General features: G+C 34.7%; 10 protein-coding genes. 3 read left to right on the top strand and 7 right to left on the bottom strand.

Annotation, left to right across the window (positions count from 1 at the left end; genetic code table 11):
* Positions 1-260 precede the first annotated feature (260 nt).
* The 6 genes from BN349_RS14985 to BN349_RS24055 all read right to left on the bottom strand — a co-directional run bounded on the left by BN349_RS14985 (position 261) and on the right by BN349_RS24055 (position 11,505).
* Entirely contained in the window at positions 261-2,228 is a 1,968-nt protein-coding gene (locus BN349_RS14985) for an S-layer homology domain-containing protein (protein WP_019243144.1), read from the bottom strand.
* A gap of 282 nt (positions 2,229-2,510) precedes the next feature.
* Positions 2,511-4,502 carry an S-layer homology domain-containing protein gene (locus tag BN349_RS14990; RefSeq protein ID WP_019243145.1) on the bottom strand — a complete coding sequence of 664 codons (1,992 nt, stop codon included), beginning with the start codon at positions 4,500-4,502 and terminating at the stop codon, positions 2,511-2,513.
* A gap of 300 nt (positions 4,503-4,802) precedes the next feature.
* Entirely contained in the window at positions 4,803-5,807 is a 1,005-nt protein-coding gene (locus BN349_RS14995; protein WP_019243146.1) for a C40 family peptidase, read from the bottom strand.
* A 362-nt stretch (positions 5,808-6,169) separates the two neighbouring features.
* A complete protein-coding gene (locus tag BN349_RS24960; protein WP_019243148.1) occupies positions 6,170-8,167 on the bottom strand; it encodes a S8 family peptidase in 1,998 nt (665 codons plus the stop codon).
* 86 nt (positions 8,168-8,253) lie between these two features.
* Positions 8,254-9,705 (bottom strand): N-acetylmuramoyl-L-alanine amidase, encoded by a 1,452-nt coding sequence (locus BN349_RS15010; RefSeq protein WP_019243149.1) that lies wholly within the window; start codon positions 9,703-9,705, stop codon positions 8,254-8,256.
* 384 nt (positions 9,706-10,089) lie between these two features.
* Positions 10,090-11,505: a hypothetical protein gene (locus BN349_RS24055; protein WP_019243150.1), complete on the bottom strand. Its 1,416-nt coding sequence runs from the start codon at positions 11,503-11,505 to the stop codon at positions 10,090-10,092.
* Positions 11,506-12,186: 681 nt separating this feature from the next.
* Between BN349_RS24055 and BN349_RS15020 the strand changes: the two genes are divergently transcribed.
* Positions 12,187-13,797, top strand: a complete 1,611-nt coding sequence (locus BN349_RS15020) for a hypothetical protein (RefSeq protein WP_019243151.1) — start codon at positions 12,187-12,189, stop codon at positions 13,795-13,797.
* Positions 13,787-16,630, top strand: a complete 2,844-nt coding sequence (locus BN349_RS15025; RefSeq protein ID WP_019243152.1) for a DEAD/DEAH box helicase — start codon at positions 13,787-13,789, stop codon at positions 16,628-16,630. The genes BN349_RS15020 and BN349_RS15025 overlap by 11 nt, the downstream gene beginning before the upstream one ends.
* Positions 16,631-17,082: 452 nt before the next feature.
* On the opposite strand, the gene BN349_RS15030 is transcribed toward BN349_RS15025, so the two are convergent.
* The gene (locus tag BN349_RS15030; RefSeq protein WP_019243153.1) at positions 17,083-17,445 is read right to left on the bottom strand and encodes a single-stranded DNA-binding protein; all 363 of its coding nucleotides are present in this window, start codon (positions 17,443-17,445) and stop codon (positions 17,083-17,085) included.
* 275 nt (positions 17,446-17,720) lie between these two features.
* Here BN349_RS15030 and BN349_RS15035 point away from each other — a divergent pair, with 275 nt between their 5' ends.
* Positions 17,721-18,152, top strand: a complete 432-nt coding sequence (locus BN349_RS15035) for a YwpF family protein (RefSeq protein ID WP_019243154.1) — start codon at positions 17,721-17,723, stop codon at positions 18,150-18,152.
* Positions 18,153-18,354: the final 202 nt, after the last annotated feature.

An 18,354-nucleotide genomic window follows, 5' to 3' on the forward strand; every position in this document is an offset into this window, starting at 1 on the left:
CTATTCATATATCATCACCGTCGATTGGGACTTTCACCCGACCCCGAAGGATAAAACATATCATGTTTTCATAACTATCATATCACTATACTTTTTTATAAATCTATAAAAATCTCAAAAATTATCCTATTCAATAATGGAAATTTAAAAAACAGACAAAACTATGTGTGATTATCCCTGAATTTTCAAATAATTACATAAGTTTTTTCACTCTATTAAAAAACACCCAAAAGCATAACGCTGATGGGTGTTCTTGATTATTATTTAGCTATATTTAATAGCTCTATTAATCTTTGATCTTGATCAAATTCGGCTACATAGCCATATTTCTCATTATTACTATCTGATAGGATTTTATGCCACGTATAACCCGAAGTCATTTCACTGGAAAGAGATGCTATCACAGAATCCATCACTTTATATTGATATATTCTAGTGGAACTAATGCTTGGTTCTTGACGCACATTTAAATTGTTTGTCGGCGAAACGACTTTATAAAGCGTATAAGGATTATTATTATGAATAAAATCCTTACCACCCATTTTTTCATCTAATCTATACAGATGCCCAGCAATTTTTTGTCCCCAATAAGGGTCTGTTGCATAAAGAACATTTACTCCACGATATTTATTTCCTAAATTTGGGCCATTGGCGAATTTTCCGTTTGCCGGAATATAATTTTTATTCAAATAGTTATCTACTAAATCTTTGATACTATCTTCAGGCGTGGAGTATTTATTAGCGCTACCCGTACCATCGTATGCACGTAAGCCAAATAAGTTATTATTATTCTGAGCAAACCCACTCATACCATACTTGCTTTCATGAATTGCTTGTGCCAATATCATAAAGGCATTTACTTTACTCTTCTGTTCATACTCTTTTAATGTTTTCCCTAGTCCAATCAGTTTACTATTTTTAGTTGCATCTTTGTATATTGAATAACCAGTTGGATCTTTCTTATATAAAGCCTCTCTTTCAGCAAGTTCACTCTTTATAATGTTATCGAGTTCATCTGCTGAATAATTTGTGGCTGTTCTAAATGGTAGAACGTTAAAATATTGATAGATAGTTGTAATTGTCGTTCCATTTTCCGCTGTAAAATTCACACCATCTCTGCTGGAATATTTAACATTTGGTCTAAAATTAGCCGGTGCTTTCCCATATAAAACTGTTTCATATCTCTTATCTTCCCGATTATAAATATTTAAATAAATCTCACTATTTGAATCTACCGAATAATACGTTCTATTTTCATCTACTACTTCAGGTAATAGATACGCTTCAGAATACTTCACATAGCCGTCCTGTCCAGCTATATTAACACGGATACTCTTCTCGTCTGAAGAAACGTATTCCATATCCGAACCACGAGACATACCTAGCTTAACGGTCCTTAACTGGTCAGTCGTATAAACAACTGTTTCTTTAGTGCCGCTAGCTTTCGCTACAACAATCCCCTTGTTCATTTTTACAATTGTGCCATTATAAGAGATTACTTGATTCGAAGCAGTAGTAAACTCTTTTTCAGCCTCTTCAAATGTTTGATATATCTTATTAGTAGGCGTTATCTTCCCCGTAGAATCGATGGTTCCAACAGTGTATACATCCTGTTCTGGCTCAGGAGTTGGTATCACATTTCCAACAACACTTAGCAAACGATTTATAAATGCAGCTGCTTGGTTTCTTTGTGCATTTGCTTTTGGCTTAAATTCATTTGTTGTATAGCCAAGTATAATCTTATAGGCTACCATATTGGATACTGCTTTCTTGGTAGCTGGTGACGATAGATTATAATTATCTTTAAAAGTTAGTGTAATGGTTTTTCGTTCGATTTTTAGATAGTCCATTGCTCGGTCCATCATTAATGACATTTGTTCTCTCGTAATATTTTGTTTAGGTGAAAAAGTTTTGGAAGTTGTTCCAAAAACAATGCCTGCATTAGCTGCAGCATTAATACCAGGTGCATAAATGGATTTTGCATTCACATCACTGAATCGGTTCACACCACTTGGTAGTTTTAATGCATTACTAATATATGTTGCAAATTCTTCTCTTGTTATAGTCCCAGTAGCGGTAGGATAGACTCCTTTTTCGTTTTTAATGATGATACCTTGATCAATCATTTTTTGCCATTCTTGATTTAGCCCAGCTGCAGAAGTTTGATTAATTGGTAACAGTGAAACAATCAGCAAAATACTCATAATAAATATCGCGATTTTCTTCATTACTGTACTCCCTTCCATGTCGGATATACTAAATTATACCATCTACTATTAATCTATAACTCTCATGCACAAGTAAATTTTAAAATATTTTGTCAATTAACTAAAGTAAATACAATCGTTTTCTCGTTTTTTGTTTCTCTCTCGGAAAGTTATGCTTCAAACTAGCTCAATTCATGCCCAATTTTCACTTTCATTCTCTCCTATTTTGCAGCTACTAAAAGAATACAAAAAAGATGGAGAAAACAAATTTTTCTCCATCTTTTATCTTCATGACCTATAGTACTATTTTGCTATTGGCAATTGCTTCGCATAGCTCGTTGAGATATAAGCAAATTGATCTGCTCTACTATCAGAAAGAATTTTGTACCATGAACCTTCTGTTGCAACAACAGCTACTGGAAATCCTGCTTTTTTATACGTATATAAAAGGTTGGTTGAAGTAGTACCCGCAGAAGATCTTACATTTAAGTTATCTGTAGTTGTTTCATAGATAGCATACTGATTTGCAAAATCTTTACCACCAAGCTCTTTGTCTAGAGTATAGGCATGTCCCGCATTTTTTTGACCCCAATAAGGATCAGATGCATATTTCACATTAATACCTCTAGCTTTATTTCCAAACATTCCTCCGTTAGCATAAGCAGCTGTTGCAGGAATATAATTTTTATTTAAATAATCATTGGATAAGGCACGAACACAATCTCGTACAGAATTGAACTTCCCGCCTACAAGAGGTGCACTATCATATACAGAAAGTCCGAAAAGATTGTTATTGTTCTGTGCATGCGCACTCATTCCAAAATCACTTTCATTAATCGCTAAACCTAAGATTAATAAAGCATTCAACTTATGATCTTTACTACTCTCAAAGTCTTTTAATATTTGACCTAGACCGATTAACTTACTTTTCTTCGTCGCATCCTTGTAACGTGCATATGTCGTTGGATTTTTCGTATAAAGAGCTTCTCTTTCAGCAAGCTTTTTCTTTATGATACTTTCAAGCTCTGCTGCCGTATATTTCGTACTAGTACGCATCGGTAACATATTAAAATATTGATAGAATGTGCCTGCTGAAGCTCCACTTTCTAGTTTAAAGTTCGCTCCATCCATACTGATATACTTAACCCCTTGCTTAAAGCTAGAAGGTGCTTTACCTACTACATTGGTAGCAGACACTTTTTTCGTACTGTGATTATACAAGTTGAAAACCAAATCTCCTGCAGAATTGACACTATAATACGAGCGTCCAGTCATTTGCTGAGTTGGAATTAAATAAGCATCATCATGGCTTACGTATACTGTTTTACCTGCTAATTTAACCGTAATTTTATCTTCATCAGAAGATACATACTCTAACTCATTTCCACTATTAATATATGTAATTTGAGTTTTCATGTTTGATTCATAAATCGGTGTAGTAGATTTTCCTGTACCAGGTTTTGATACAGCGATACCACTTTGCATTTTTAAAATTTTATCGCCTTTTACGATAACTTGGGAATTAGCATTTGTAATAGCAGAAGCCGCTTTTGTAAATGTTGAATAGGATTTACTACTAGTGGTCATATTCCCATTAGAATCTAATGTTCCAATTTTATAGTCACCTGTTTCTTCACCTGGTGCTGGATCAGGATCTGGTTCAGGCGTCGTACTACCACCTTGGCTTTTCTTCACATCTAGCATTCTGGAGATAAAAGCAGCAGCTTCAGCTCGTGTCGCTGTTTTATGTGGTTTAAATGCAATTCCGTCTCCATCTTTGAATCCAGAAATAATCCCATGTCCCACCATGTTTGAAATCGCAGCACTAGAGGAAGCACCTATATCTTTATTATCAGTAAAAATTAGATTCGTTGTTTTCTTACTAATCTTCAAATATGTAAAAGCATTATCAATCATAATCGCCATTTGGCTACGTGTAATATTGTCCTCAGGTTTAAAAATTGTTTTGGAATAACCATTTACAATTTTAGCGGCTGCGGCTGCATTAATTCCTAGAGCCAACGAAGAACTAGGAGCTACATCCTCAAACCTATGCTCACCTGCAGGTAATTTTAAAGCTCGATATATAAATGTTGCAAATTGCCCTCGACTTACATTTTCAGCTGGTGCATATACACCATTCCCATAGCCAGAAATAATACCTTGTTCTATCATTGCTCTCATTTCTTTTTCTAAAGCAATTCCTGTAATATCATCAGCCGCTGATGCTGATTTAACAGGTATTAAAGTAATGAGGAGCACCAAACTAAGAAGCATTGAAACTAATTTTTTCATTTTAAACTCCCTTCAAACTTTTTCTTGCCCATCTATCTGTCAATCAGGACATATATCATACTTACGCTCTACTTATATATCGGCATGATAGAACGTATCTACTAGTATTCTAGCAAAAAAAGCATTATATATAAAAATATATCTAGATTACTAGTAAAAAAGAATGGTTGTTCATTCTTTTATCGCGACTCAATTAAGACATTTCGGCTAATAAACCATTATTTTATTGTCGTGAATAAAAAGAATAGTTCATTACTCTCACAAAAAGGCTGCTCAAATCGATTGAGACAGCCTTTTTCATTATTTAGCATTTACTCCGTTGTAGACAGCTGCAGAGAAATCTGCTCTTGTCGCTTTATCTCCTGAACGGAATTTAGTTGTTTTAAATCCAGTTGTTTGATCAATTAAATTCATCGTTACAATCGCATCGTAGGCCCAATATGAAGGACTTACATCCGAATATAGTTTACTTGCGCTTTCGCTTGATGCACTTGCATGACTAATTTTGAAAGCATTTTTTACGATCACTGCCATTTGACCTCTTGTCATTGTATCGTTAGGTCTAAATGTACCATCTTTAAATCCATTGATAATACCAAGGTGTTTGATTGCTGCAATATCCTTAGCAAAGTTATTGCTTGGGGATACATCTTTAAAGGATACAGAGCTTGGTGCTGTATGTTTCACGATTCTATTAACAATCGCTGCTGCTTGTCCTCTTGTAACAGATGAAGTTGGGCGGAAGCTACCATCGCTATATCCACTAATAACTCCTTGAGTACTTAATGTTTTAACAGCAGAGAATGCAAAGTGATCAGCAGATAAGTCTACAAATTCACCTTCTGGCAACTTAGGAGACAAAACACGTTTTGCTCCTGTGTATTTTGGTTTCCAATAGGAGTTATTCAAGCTAGCTACAGAAACGCCACTACTAGATGCTGCACTAATAAAGTTATTGTTTCCTACATAGATTCCTGCGTGAGAGATTCCTTTTTTATATGTATTTGAAAAAAATACTAAATCTCCTGGTTGCAGGTTACTTCGATCTACTTTCGTTCCTACCTTGTTGTACTGCTCTTCAGCTGTACGTGGCAAAGAAACGCCTACTTGCTTGAATACGTAAGTTAAATAACCTGAGCAATCAAATCCTTTTGGAGTTGTTCCTCCAAAAACATAAGGTACACCTTTATATTTGTTTGCTATGCGTACAACATCGTCACCTGTGTATGCCGCTGCTTCACTTTTTACTGGCATAATGATTAATAGAAGAGTCGCTGTCATCACCAAGTAGAATAACTTCCTCATCGTAAACCTCCAAAATAAAATCATATATCTATTAAAACCTTTAAATAAGGCTAAATTCCGCCTCAATCAACATGTACTATTCTATCAAAGACATCAGCATAGTAACTTTACACTTATATTACAATTCTTTTACTTTTGTTATATTAAAATACTATTAAAACATTTTCAAATCAATCTCATGTCATTATTACATTTTGATTTGAATTTTATCGGTTCAACTTTAAGTGTTTTTGGTTCAATTTCCTGACTTGTTCGTTCAACTTTCGACGCTTTTGATTCAACTTTGCTACTATTCAGTTCAACTTTCCAATCTAAACAAAAAGAGGATGTCTCATAACTTTGAGACATCCTCTTAGGATTCATTACTGTACTTTCAAACTCGAATTATAGGCTCTTGATAAGAAAACAACATATGTGGCACGGTTCATTTTTTCATACGGTTTAAAGGTCTTTTCATCATACCCTTGAGCTATCCCATTTGAAACCACTTTTTGAATAGCATCATAGCCCGCTATTTTCTTATTAACATCTTTAAATGATGTAACATTTAAGGTTCCCTGCTGTAATTGGAACGCTTTTGAAATCATAATACTCATTTCTACTCGTGTAACCGTTTGAGATGGACGGAATGTTCCATCTGCAAAGCCAGATAGGATACCATTATTTACTGCTGCAGCTACATAATTAGCACCAAACTTTTTAGCTGGTACGTCTTTAAAATAGCTCTTTTGATCATCTAAATCTAATCCAAGTGCACGAACTAATAGAACAACGGCTTCTAAGCGATTAATGTTCTGAAGAGGCTTGACCTCCCCTGTGTCATATCCTGATAAAATATTTTCTTGGTATAAATACATAAGGTTACGACTGAACCAATAGCTATTGTTCATATCTTTTATGTTAGGAGAAGCTACATCTATCTTAACTATTTTTGTTTGTAAGATCATTTCATTTCCATCTACTACAGGTATTAGTTTATACTCTAGACTACCTTTACTTGCGTAATCTTCCAAACTCGTACTCTTTCCATTCGAAATGATTTTATTGTTAAATCGATAAAGATTATAGCCCGTCGCATTGTCTGGAAGTTTATTTATTTCAATCTTTACTATTCCCTTTTCATTAGCTGTTGCTGTAAAATTCGTAACTACTTCTGGTGAAGTATCCATTTGCACTAACCCGTAGCCAAATTTCGCATCTCTTCCCTTAACACCTAAATCTTTCGCATTGCTTTGTAACAGCTTACGAATTTGTACATTCGTTAAGTCCGGAAACTTCTCCATGTATAGAGCAGCAACGGCTGAGACAAACGGTGTTGCCATTGATGTACCTGACATAGACATATAGCCATCTCGCTTACCATCAATATCATATGCAAGTGGTACTGTACTATAAATCGATCCACCTGGAGCTGTTAATTCCATTTCCTTCCCTACTGAGCTTGTATGAATTAAATCCATACTTCTTCCTAAAGCCGAAACAGCAATGGCTTGTGAGAACTTTGCTGGATACAAGACATTTTCTTCTTTACCAGTTACGTGCTCTTCGTTACCTGCTGCTGCCACAATTAAGATTCCTTTGTTGTAAGCCTTCTTAATGATAGATTCCATCGCTGGCTCATAATATTCGGAATTCAAACTCATATTGATAATATCCACGTTATTTTGAATGGCCCAATCAATCCCTGCCAAAATAGAGGACGTGGTTCCATAACCTTCTTGATCCAACGCTTTAATAGCATAAATACTTGCCTCAGGTGCCACACCTACAACACCTATGTCATTATTCTGTGCTCCAATAATTCCTGCCACATGCGTTCCATGCCCATTATCATCTTCATATGATTTTGAGCACCAACCACCGTTTAACACTTGCTCAAGCACGCACTTTCCACCCGCTATTTTTAAATCTGGATGGCTTGTATCTACTCCTGTATCAATAATAGCAATTCGAATATTTTCCCCTGTTAATGTTGATGGCACACTATTTTCCAAATTTAATTGACTATAGCCCCAACTCGTTGTTTGAGATTGAAGCTGTACCAGTTGATCCTTTTCTATACTTTTAATTTGTGGTTCTTTAGATAGCTGATCCATTTGATTTGGATCGATTTCAATCGTTACTGCTTCAATAGAATGATAATCATAGATAATATCAGCATGATATTTTTTCAGTAAACTATAATCGATCGTGTCTTTAAACAACACATTCACTCTAGTTGAGTTTTGTAATGCTTCTTTAGCTATTGAATAGGAAGCTTTGTCGGTTGCTCCTTTTTCTTGAACACTCTCAGCCTGAGAGCTGTGAGGAAGTAAACATAATAAAAGAATAAAAAATAGAAAGCGGAATGTATGTTTCATACGGTCTCTCCCAACATCCTGATATTAATATACGTCTTTTTTAATCAAAGGAAAGGGAGTCAAAAGTTGGACTCCCTTTAATATATCTATTCATTTACAACACTATAAAGGCTACTTACGTTGTATCCTTTTGCTTTATAATAATCTAAGATTCCTAGATAAACGGCATTTGCGGCTTTTTGGCGATATGTCGGTGAAGCAAGTTTGGCATTATCCGACTTATTCGAAATGAAGCCCAATTCTACTAAAGCGGCCGGCATCGTATTTTCACGAAGAACATGCAAGTTGCCAATTTTTGTTTTACGATCCTTCATATCCATTGCCACATACAATCTCTCTTGAATACTACTAGCAAGTAACTTACTGTCAGCTACATTCGGATTTGTTGCTCTTGACGCGCTATAATAATAGGTTTCTGCTCCAGTTGCACTTTCATTGGTAGCAGAATTCGCATGAATACTCACGAACGTATTTCCATTATTCTTTTTAGCAAAAGATACACGATCCGATAGCTCAATAAATACATCTGTGTCTCTTGTAAGTTTTACATTGAATGGTGTTTTATCTAGTAGCTTTTGTACAAGTAATGATGTTTGTAATACAACATCTTTTTCTTTTAGTCCAAAGCCAACTGCTCCAGAATCTTTCCCACCATGGCCCGGGTCAATAATAATAGTTTGTGAAGAGATTGCATCATCTGAACTTCCATCTGAAGGATTATCTCCCGGTGTATCATCCCCACCAGATGCAACTTCATTTGACAAATAAGAGCTTGAAACAAAACCAGTTAGTGAGCCTGATTTAATAAACGTCCAAGTTCCTACTGTATATCCTATTGATACTTTGTCATGTTTCTGTAAAGTTCCAATCGATTTATATTTCGTAGATGGACCAGTTCGAACATTTAAATCATTGGTTATCGCATACTTTTCTCCACTATAAGTAATAGTAGGTTTTAATCGTAACGTGTAATCAACAGCTCTTGCTAAGAAGACTGCAAAATCAGCACGAATGATATTTTGTTCTGAACCAAAACTACCGTTGGATAAACCTTGTGCAATACCTCTTGATTTAAGTGCATTTTCAGCTCCTGTTAGGGTATTACCATAGCTGTATTCAAACGCTCTGCTAATCATAATCGCCATTTCTCCACGATTGATTAACTTATCTGGTTTAAATGTTCCATCAGCAAATCCTGAAATAATACCTTTTTTCGTAGCTGCATCAATATAGCCTGATGCAAAATTTCCTGATCCTACATCTTTAAAGGCTGTGCTTTTCTTTGTCCCATCCAGATTTAATGCTCTTCCAACAAACGCCGTTGCTTCGGCACGTGTTACATTTCTGTTTGGTGCAAAAGTACCATTTGAACTACCATTAATAATTTGACCTTGAGCTAAATACATAATTTCTTTATAAGCTCGGTGATTTGGACCTATATCCGAAAAACTAGATGCCGCCTCCGTTGGTTTACTACCGAATGTTATACATGCAGATGATACGAGTAATAAACATAGTAGTGCTTTTACAATTTTCATTCTTCTTTAATCCCTCTCCCTTCCTTTAAATTTCCTTACTTTCCATACAGATTGCTATAAATCATTGCTGTATTTCTCTATTAAAAAGCAAAAAAATTACTAATCGTAATATATAAAACTATCGATTTTTTCTAAAAATACATAATGCCTTAGTATTATATCAAAAATCGACAATTAATTGGACAGCTACCTCCTATTATCACATATTCGACAAACAATTGAAACAATTCCAAATAACATTTTATTTCAGATATAAGGACACTAAAAAGGAAGATTCTCGATAAAAGTAGTGATTATCGAGAATCTCCCTATATTAAAGGAAATTTTTCTTATAAAAACAGGTCTTTGTTCACAACAGCTTTTTCAACAGATAGACGTTCAGAGTCATCTTCTCTTTTTCATCATTTCCTTTAACCAATTTTTCAAAGCAAAGAAACCTAGTAGAGTTCCTATTGTGATACCTGAAATTCCAATAATTAAAGCAATCCATTCAAAAAAAGAATAGGACAAAATTTGATCCCACTTTAAAGCTTTATCCCAATCTTGTATAACCAGGTTCATTCCATAAATACCTGATATGACCGTATAAATTGTTAAAATTTGCAGTAAATAATTATCTCGTTTCGACACGATTTTTTCATGATTCTGATAGAGCGTTTCTAAGGTCGTTTTTACATGATCAAGTAAATAGTCGATGTGGTAAACATCCTTTACCATTCGGAAGATTTCTTTTCCGATGGTACTACTGTTAACCTCCGGAAAATAATAGCCAGATGAAAATTCCGTGATATCTTTAATCAACCCTTCTATTTTATCTTCATCTTTATCGATTTGAAGAGTGGATTGCTCATGTGTTAATTTCATCAAAACAATCTTGTAATAATAGTAGAGTAAAATAGAATAATAATGATTTCCATTCATCGCATTTGCTAACATCTTATGTAAATTTTCATCTTTACTATTGGTCGCACATGAAAAAGTATAATCACTTACAACAAAAAAAGTTTCATCCGCCCATCGGTCATATACATTATTTTCGTAATATCTTTTTATATATTCTGGATTTTTAGCACCAACTATTGGCTTTTTATTTGAATCATAGCCCGATAAATGGCCAATTCGAAATAAATCTGTAGAAGAGATATGGCTATCGTCCTCCATATTTAAATAGCCAATGACATACATCCGCTCATCCATAAAATAAGGTAAACTCCCGAAATATGGGGAAATTTCATTTTTTTCATTTATGTATTCTCTTATCCCCTTGCATAATTGTTCAAATATAAAATCCTTCACATTGTGGTAGACATAATGATCATTTGTAATCTTACTATGCGGATCATCGTCAACAAGTGGCTCCATCATTCGAAATTCACTTCCGAATTGCAAGGAGTCGGATAATGATATTCCTTTAGGTAAATCAACTCGTATATTCATGATCCCTATTTGAAAAGGGCAAATAATAATATCAAAAGAAGGAATCTTAAATGGAATTTGAATAAACTTTGAAGTTAGTTCACAGGAGAGATCAATAACCTTAGTAAAACGGCGAAGTGCTCTTTCCTCTTTCATCGAAATCGGAAAAAGAATCCGTTCAATATTTGGAAGAAAATATTTCTCTAAACTCCGATGGGATACAACATTTCCACCATAAAATTTATCCTCTTGCTCAAAGTTTTTAAGCTGAAAAAACTCAAACCCATTTTGCAATAAATGTTTTTCCATCCGGCCATTTACATGCTCTTTCAGCATAAAAGGAAACATAAATTGAAATTGTGAAGTTTGTATTTGTGTAGTCATCGATATCCCTCCTTTATTCCATGTTAATTAACGCTACAATCCCTACTACTTATATCCAAAAACCCCCAAATCAAAACAACCTTTCGAAAAGATTGTTGTTTTCACACTTGTTAATAAGAACGAAGTTTTAAAATGCCGCCTTCCTTTATAAACTTCATTATATACAAAAACAACACTCTATTCTCTTTTAAAAATAGAGTGTTGAAGCTTTCCTTTATTCCTTTCAAACTGATATTAGACTCCTACTCTATAACGAAGGGGGAAAATGTTCTAGCTAGAGTTTCACTATCAGTATGTGCCCAATCGGCTTACCTAACCAATGTAACATTTGTACTTCCAATGATTGTTTAAAGCTGTCCCTTATCTTGATTGTTTCTTAAAGTTTTGTAACAATACTTTTAACTTTTTCGATTCTTTTTTTCTGCCCCGTTCACATATCTTTTTGATGTTATTCTTGTTTGTATAGCTCTTCAAGATGAACGCTCCCTCTATGATGTTAAAGAACTATTCCCAAATTAAACATAAAGTAAACATTTTGTTAACACTTTTAAAACGAAAACTTCTTAAAGTATAATATGTTCAGATATTTAATTTTTTTATTACTTAGTGTTACAATTTTATAATAATTGCCAATACTTTATAATACTGTTGGATTATTGTAAAGTAGTCGGAGGTTTTCAAATGACCAATGAGTTACTGTTATTCAGTTCAGAATTAGAAAATTCGTTAAATCCTAAAACGCCAGAGGATATCGTATCAGTTCAAAGAGGATTATTATTATATACACAAAATATGGTTTATGGAAAAAAAGAAACTAATGAAATCATTTCAGCAACTGTTCAAGATGTTGTACCTTGTCAGGTAACTCTCGATTTAACATTTCCCAAAAACAGCAGTTGTTCTTGTAAACGCCAAACCATTTGCCGCCACCAGCTAGCTGTATTCTTTTCCTCCTATTCTTCAATCGGTTCCATTAGTGATTGGATTAGAGATTGGAAGCACTCTAGTCATTCATCAAATAATCATGTAATCCAATTGCAAAAAGCAAAAGAGCTTTTACAATCAGAACCAAAAATTGAACATACATACGATGGATGGAAGCATTATTTAGAAGAGATGTTTAAGAAGCAAATTATCTATTCGCTTCAACAGCCATCCTATACTTTTGCGCAAAAATGGGATCAATATTTACATCGTATAAAAGCCAAAATGCCTATAGAAGCAGAATGGCGCTTATTGTATTTATTCATTACGTACTTCCACACATTTCAAATGACTTTACGTTGTTTAAATGACCCGGAAATTAGTCATAATACGAGACATTATTTAGAAAAAGAAGTGCATGAGCTTGTCGATAATATTCTCCATATCATGGAACAACTCACAAGTATCTCAAGACCTTTTTCCTTTGATGAATACTATTTAGGAATTCGGCACGATATGAAATTTCTCCTTGAGGAATGTGGATCATTTTCGGATGCAGCTCTAAATATTTATCGTTCTATTTGGTCGAATTTATTAAAGGAAAAGGCATGGAGAAAAGAGGAATTCACTGAGGTATACGACCATTTGCAAACACTGCCACCTTCAACAGAAAAAGCAACTGTCAGTGATTCTTATTTAATTGCTACTATTCATCTAGCGTTATTAACAGGACAAGAAGACCAAGTTAATAAACTATTACCTGAAATGCATCCTAAGGATATTCCACTTATCAGCTATTGGATTCGCTATGAGGATGAAAAAAAGGTGGCTCCCTTTATTGAATTCATCATCAAGGACGGATTAAAGTTTTTCGATTATGCGTCAAATTATTATCGTAGGAAAGAATTTGTTCAGTATTTCCTTCCTCATGTTAAAAAATATTGTATAAACAATAGAAAATTAGATACTTTTGAGAAATATTGTGAAGTCTGTCTTCCCTATTCTTTTGTTTATTTTAGTAACTATCTATTGGATGCAAGTAAGTACAAAAAGTGGGTTGAGTTATATTTATATAGCAAAATCGAGCTAGATTATATATCTGCCGATGAAATAAAAATCGTTCAGCAGCATGACCCTTCCTTATTGTTGCCTTTATTTACAAGTATAGTGAATGAAAAAATAGAAAATAAAAATCGACAAAGCTATCGAGCAGCGATTCGATATTTGAAAAAGATTAGAACGATATATAAGAAAATGAAGAAATTGGATCAATGGGAAAGATATATAGATAAAATTCAAACTTCTCATAAGAGATTACGAGCCTTTCAAGAAGAGCTGAAAAGAGGTAAGGTGATTGATGTTGAATAATATTACCGTGCATACAGAGCTCTTACCAACAGGAGAGTTTTTTTTAACTGCCTATTCAAAGGATGGGGGGCTGCTTCATCCAAAGGAATATGCAAAACAACTATTCGCTTGGGATGAGGAAAGCTTTTATGGCAGCTTTTTAACCGAAGTGACGATTGATAATGTTGAAGGCATTCAGCTTCAAGCATGGGAGCTGCTTTCCTTGTTTTCACAGGATCATTTTCTTTCTTTTATTCAGTGGCAATGGGATGAGCTTTCTTTTCTATGCCTAACGTCAGCTCCTGCTTTAAAGGAAGCGATTGAAAATGGTGTACCCGTTCCTGACTTTAGTCAAATGGAGCATGATGAAATCGGCTGGGCTTTACCCCCAATGGTCATTCATGAGTTCGATGAAGAGTTTTGGACAGAGCACCACCAAGTAAAAGATGGATCTATTTCTACCCATGATTTTATCCATCAATGGTACAACCGTGCCACTCATTCTTTTTTACAAAACAACCCGGAAACGAAGGAAAAATGGGAAACAGCGCTCCAAGCATTAAAGCACGCAGAATTCACGCCGCAGGAACTCCAGCATTATTTCACAGAGGATCGTTGGAAAAAATGGATTGGTGCTGAAGAGGATGATATTCCATTTACAACTGGCTTTCGCTTAATCGAACCGACTGACGGTGAAGGAACGTGGTCTTTAGAAATCATTCTACGTTCAAAAAAGAAGGAAGAGCAAATCAAAATTTACAACCAACAAAAGCTTCCAAAAGCTTGGAATGATTATCAATACGTTATTGAAAAAGATCTCAATAGCTGGATGGAACTTGTCCCTTCACTTACAGAAGGTGGACAATTTAAACAAGAATTAACCGAAGAAGAAGCTTGGTATTTTTTAACGGAAGCTAGTGAAAAATTACTTTTTGTTGGTGCCACTATTCTGCTTCCGTCTTGGTGGACGGAGCTAAAGAAATCATCTATGAAGCTGAAAGCACAAGTAAAAGGACAATCCTCAAAAGGAAATTCTTTTGTCGGTCTACAATCCATCATGGAATTCGATTGGCGTGTTTCTATGAATGGAGCTGAATTGTCGGAGCAGGAATTTCAACAACTTGTTCATGATAAACGACGCCTTATTTACGTAAATGGACAATGGATAAAACTAGATCCTGAACTCATTCGTAATATCCAAAAAATCATGAGAACAGCTGAGAAAAAAGGTATTTCATTAAGCGACATCTTATTTCAGCAATTTGCTGAAGAGGAAGAATTAATAGAAGAAGATGACGTTCAAGATCTATTAAAAATTCAATTCGAATTAAATAAAGATTTACGTAAAATGTTTAGCGCTCTTAAAGAGATTAAACAGATACCGCTCATGCCATCTCCATCTACCTTACAAGGAGATTTGCGTCCTTATCAGAACCAAGGGTTAAGCTGGCTGTTATTCTTAAGAAAACATGGATTTGGAGCTTGTTTAGCTGATGATATGGGTTTAGGAAAAACGATTCAAGTAATTTCTTATTTATTATCCATACAAGGGAAACCCATACCGTTGGTTCAACAGCCACTTCCTGTCACACAAGCAGCTCTAATCGTTTGTCCAACATCCGTATTAGGAAATTGGCAAAAAGAAATTGAACGCTTTGCACCCACATTAAATGTCGGTCTTTATTATGGACCACAGCGTGCCAAAGGAGAAGATTTCGTAGAATTCGCCAAGCAGCATGACGTTGTTTTAACCTCATATGGAATGACACATATTGATTTTGAGCATATAAGCACTATTTACTGGAACAGCATCATTATAGATGAAGCACAAAATATCAAAAATGCAGGAACAAAACAATCTCGTTCTGTTCGAAAGTTAAAAGGCTATCATCATATTGCTCTTACCGGTACGCCAATGGAAAATCGTTTAAGTGAACTATGGGCTATTTTTGATTTCATTAACAAAGGCTATTTAGGCTCTATCAAAACATTTCAGGATCGTTTTGTTACAAGTATCGAGCGTGATGGCCAAACAGAAAAAATTAAAGAGCTACAACGTATTATTCAGCCATTTCTTCTAAGAAGAACGAAAAAAGATAAAGATGTAGCACTCAACTTACCAGATAAAATCGAGCAAAAGGAATTTGTTCCTCTTACTTCTGAACAAGCTTCCTTATACGAACAGTTGATTAAAGATACATTTGATCAACTTGATAAATTAAATGCTTTTGAACGTAAAGGCATGATTTTGCAAATGATCGGCAAACTGAAACAGCTGTGTAATCATCCAGGACTTTACTTAAAAGAAGAAGCTATCTCGAATGTACGAGTTCGTTCTGGAAAGCTTGATAAGCTTTTCGAACTAGTGGATGCGGTTCAAGAACAAAAAGAAAGCTGTTTAATCTTCACACAATATATCGGTATGGGCGAAATGATTCAAGCACAGCTAGAGAAAACCTATGGCTTTGAAGTTCCTTTTTTAAATGGAAGCTTAAGCAAAAAACAGCGCGATACAATGATTGAAAGCTTTCAAAATGGAGAATTTCCGATTTTCATACTGTCATTAAAAGCAGGTGGAACCGGTTTAAATCTAACAGCTGCTAATCACGTTATCCATTTTGATCGTTGGTGGAATCCAGCTGTTGAAAATCAAGCAACTGACCGAGCATACCGCATTGGCCAAAGCCGTTTCGTTCATGTCCATAAGCTAATATGTACCGGAACACTAGAAGAGAAAATCGATAAAATGATTGACCAAAAACAAGCACTTAATGAGGAAATTCTAACAAGTGAAAACTGGATTACTGAATTAAGTACAGACGAGATAAAAGAACTTGTATCTCTTAGAGGGTAAATACACTTACACAAAACACAAATAAAAAAAGCATAAAAGCCCCTAACCCAGCTTATTTATAAGCTGGGTTTTGGTTTTCATCGTTTATTTCTTCATTCAAACAAAAATAGACTGCTGATTGCAGTCTAAACGAGGAAAATCATAAGCTCTATCTATTTAGAGGAATTTTGCGGATTAGATACGAGGATAATAGAGGATTCATCTTATTAGAGGGGTATTTTCCAATGAAGAATCTAAGAGGTAGACTGATTTTTCTCAAGCAAAGAGCGAACATATCTTTCTAACATCACAATCTGATTATTTAACTCACTTATTTTATCTTCATACGCACATACTTGAACATGACATCGTGCTGTAAGTTTTATTAAGTCACATACGAGAGTCTCGAGTCTTAGTACCTGATCTTGTTTTGTAGAATCTATTTACGCTCACCTCCTCCTAAATATGGCACATTATGCTTCTACCGGATGAGCAACATTTCGTTCATTCAAAGAGCGTTTGTTTCCCATAAATTTAACATGCTCTGCCACCACTTCCGTTATATATACCTTCTTGCCATTTTGATCATTATAATTTCTCGTTTGAATACGACCAGTGATTCCAACAACTGAACCCTTTTGACAATATTGTGCTGTATTTTCAGCTGCTTTCTTCCAAATCGTACATTGAACAAAATCAGCTACATACTCCCCACTACTATTTTTATAATTCCGATTTAATGCAAGTGTAACATTTGAAACTGCATAACCATCTGGCGTATAGCGAAGCTCCGGATCCTTGGTTAATCGCCCGACTAAAGTAACCTGATTAATCATCAACTTCCACTCCTTCCTAATAATCGTGATTATGTCTGTATCATACATTCTTATGTCCCATTACGTAAAATGACTAAAAACGACTTTTTGTAGCAATAATTCTCGAGCTTCGATATTTTCCTCCTACAAAAGTCACTTTTGTTTTCATACTTTCCATAAAAAATCCTTTGTGTCTATTTCAGCATTTTTCTTCGTTCTTTATATCGAAATAACCAGCATAAATGAATTGTGATATAATGGAAATATTCTAGTTAAGAAAAGAGCGGAGGGGTATAATGAAGTCTTTTAGGCTTATCTCGCTACAAATTGTTACCTCTGAAGAAGATCTAGTCGATATTGAATTAACAGAAGGATTAATCATAAATAAAGAAGATGAACATAATCGATGGTTATTAGAAGGATTCATACATCAAGATCATTATCAGCACTTACTAGATACCATAAAGGATCATCAAAGAGTTAAAATACAAGTCATTATCTCAAAAAAAGATAATAATCCAGCAACCTTCGATACTGAATTATTAACGATAAAGAAAGTCGAAGACTATTACAGCGTTTTATTTGAAGGGTGTATCGTATATAGCCAAATTGAGTATGCAGCTGTTCTTCTCGAACACCTTATGCATGAAGGCATTGAGGGCGATAAACTAATTGAACAGTTCAAAGAGAAAATGAAAACGAAGCCGCGAATAGTAGCTCAAAAATAAACAACTCACAAAAAGGGGCTGTCTCAGAAGTGAATAATATTCACTTTTGAGACAGCCCTACGGTCGCATTATCATAACACCTAAAAAACACGTTATGTTCCTATGTATTTTCTTACTTGCTAATAAAAACTCAAAAAAGAGAGTATCAACCCAACATTGGCTGTTAGGACACCCTCTTTTAAAATCTATTTTATTTTAATGA

Origin of the sequence: Bacillus sp. AP8, assembly GCF_000321185.1 — a bacterium.
Classification (GTDB): domain Bacteria; phylum Bacillota; class Bacilli; order Bacillales; family DSM-1321; genus Bacillus_AD; species Bacillus_AD massilioanorexius.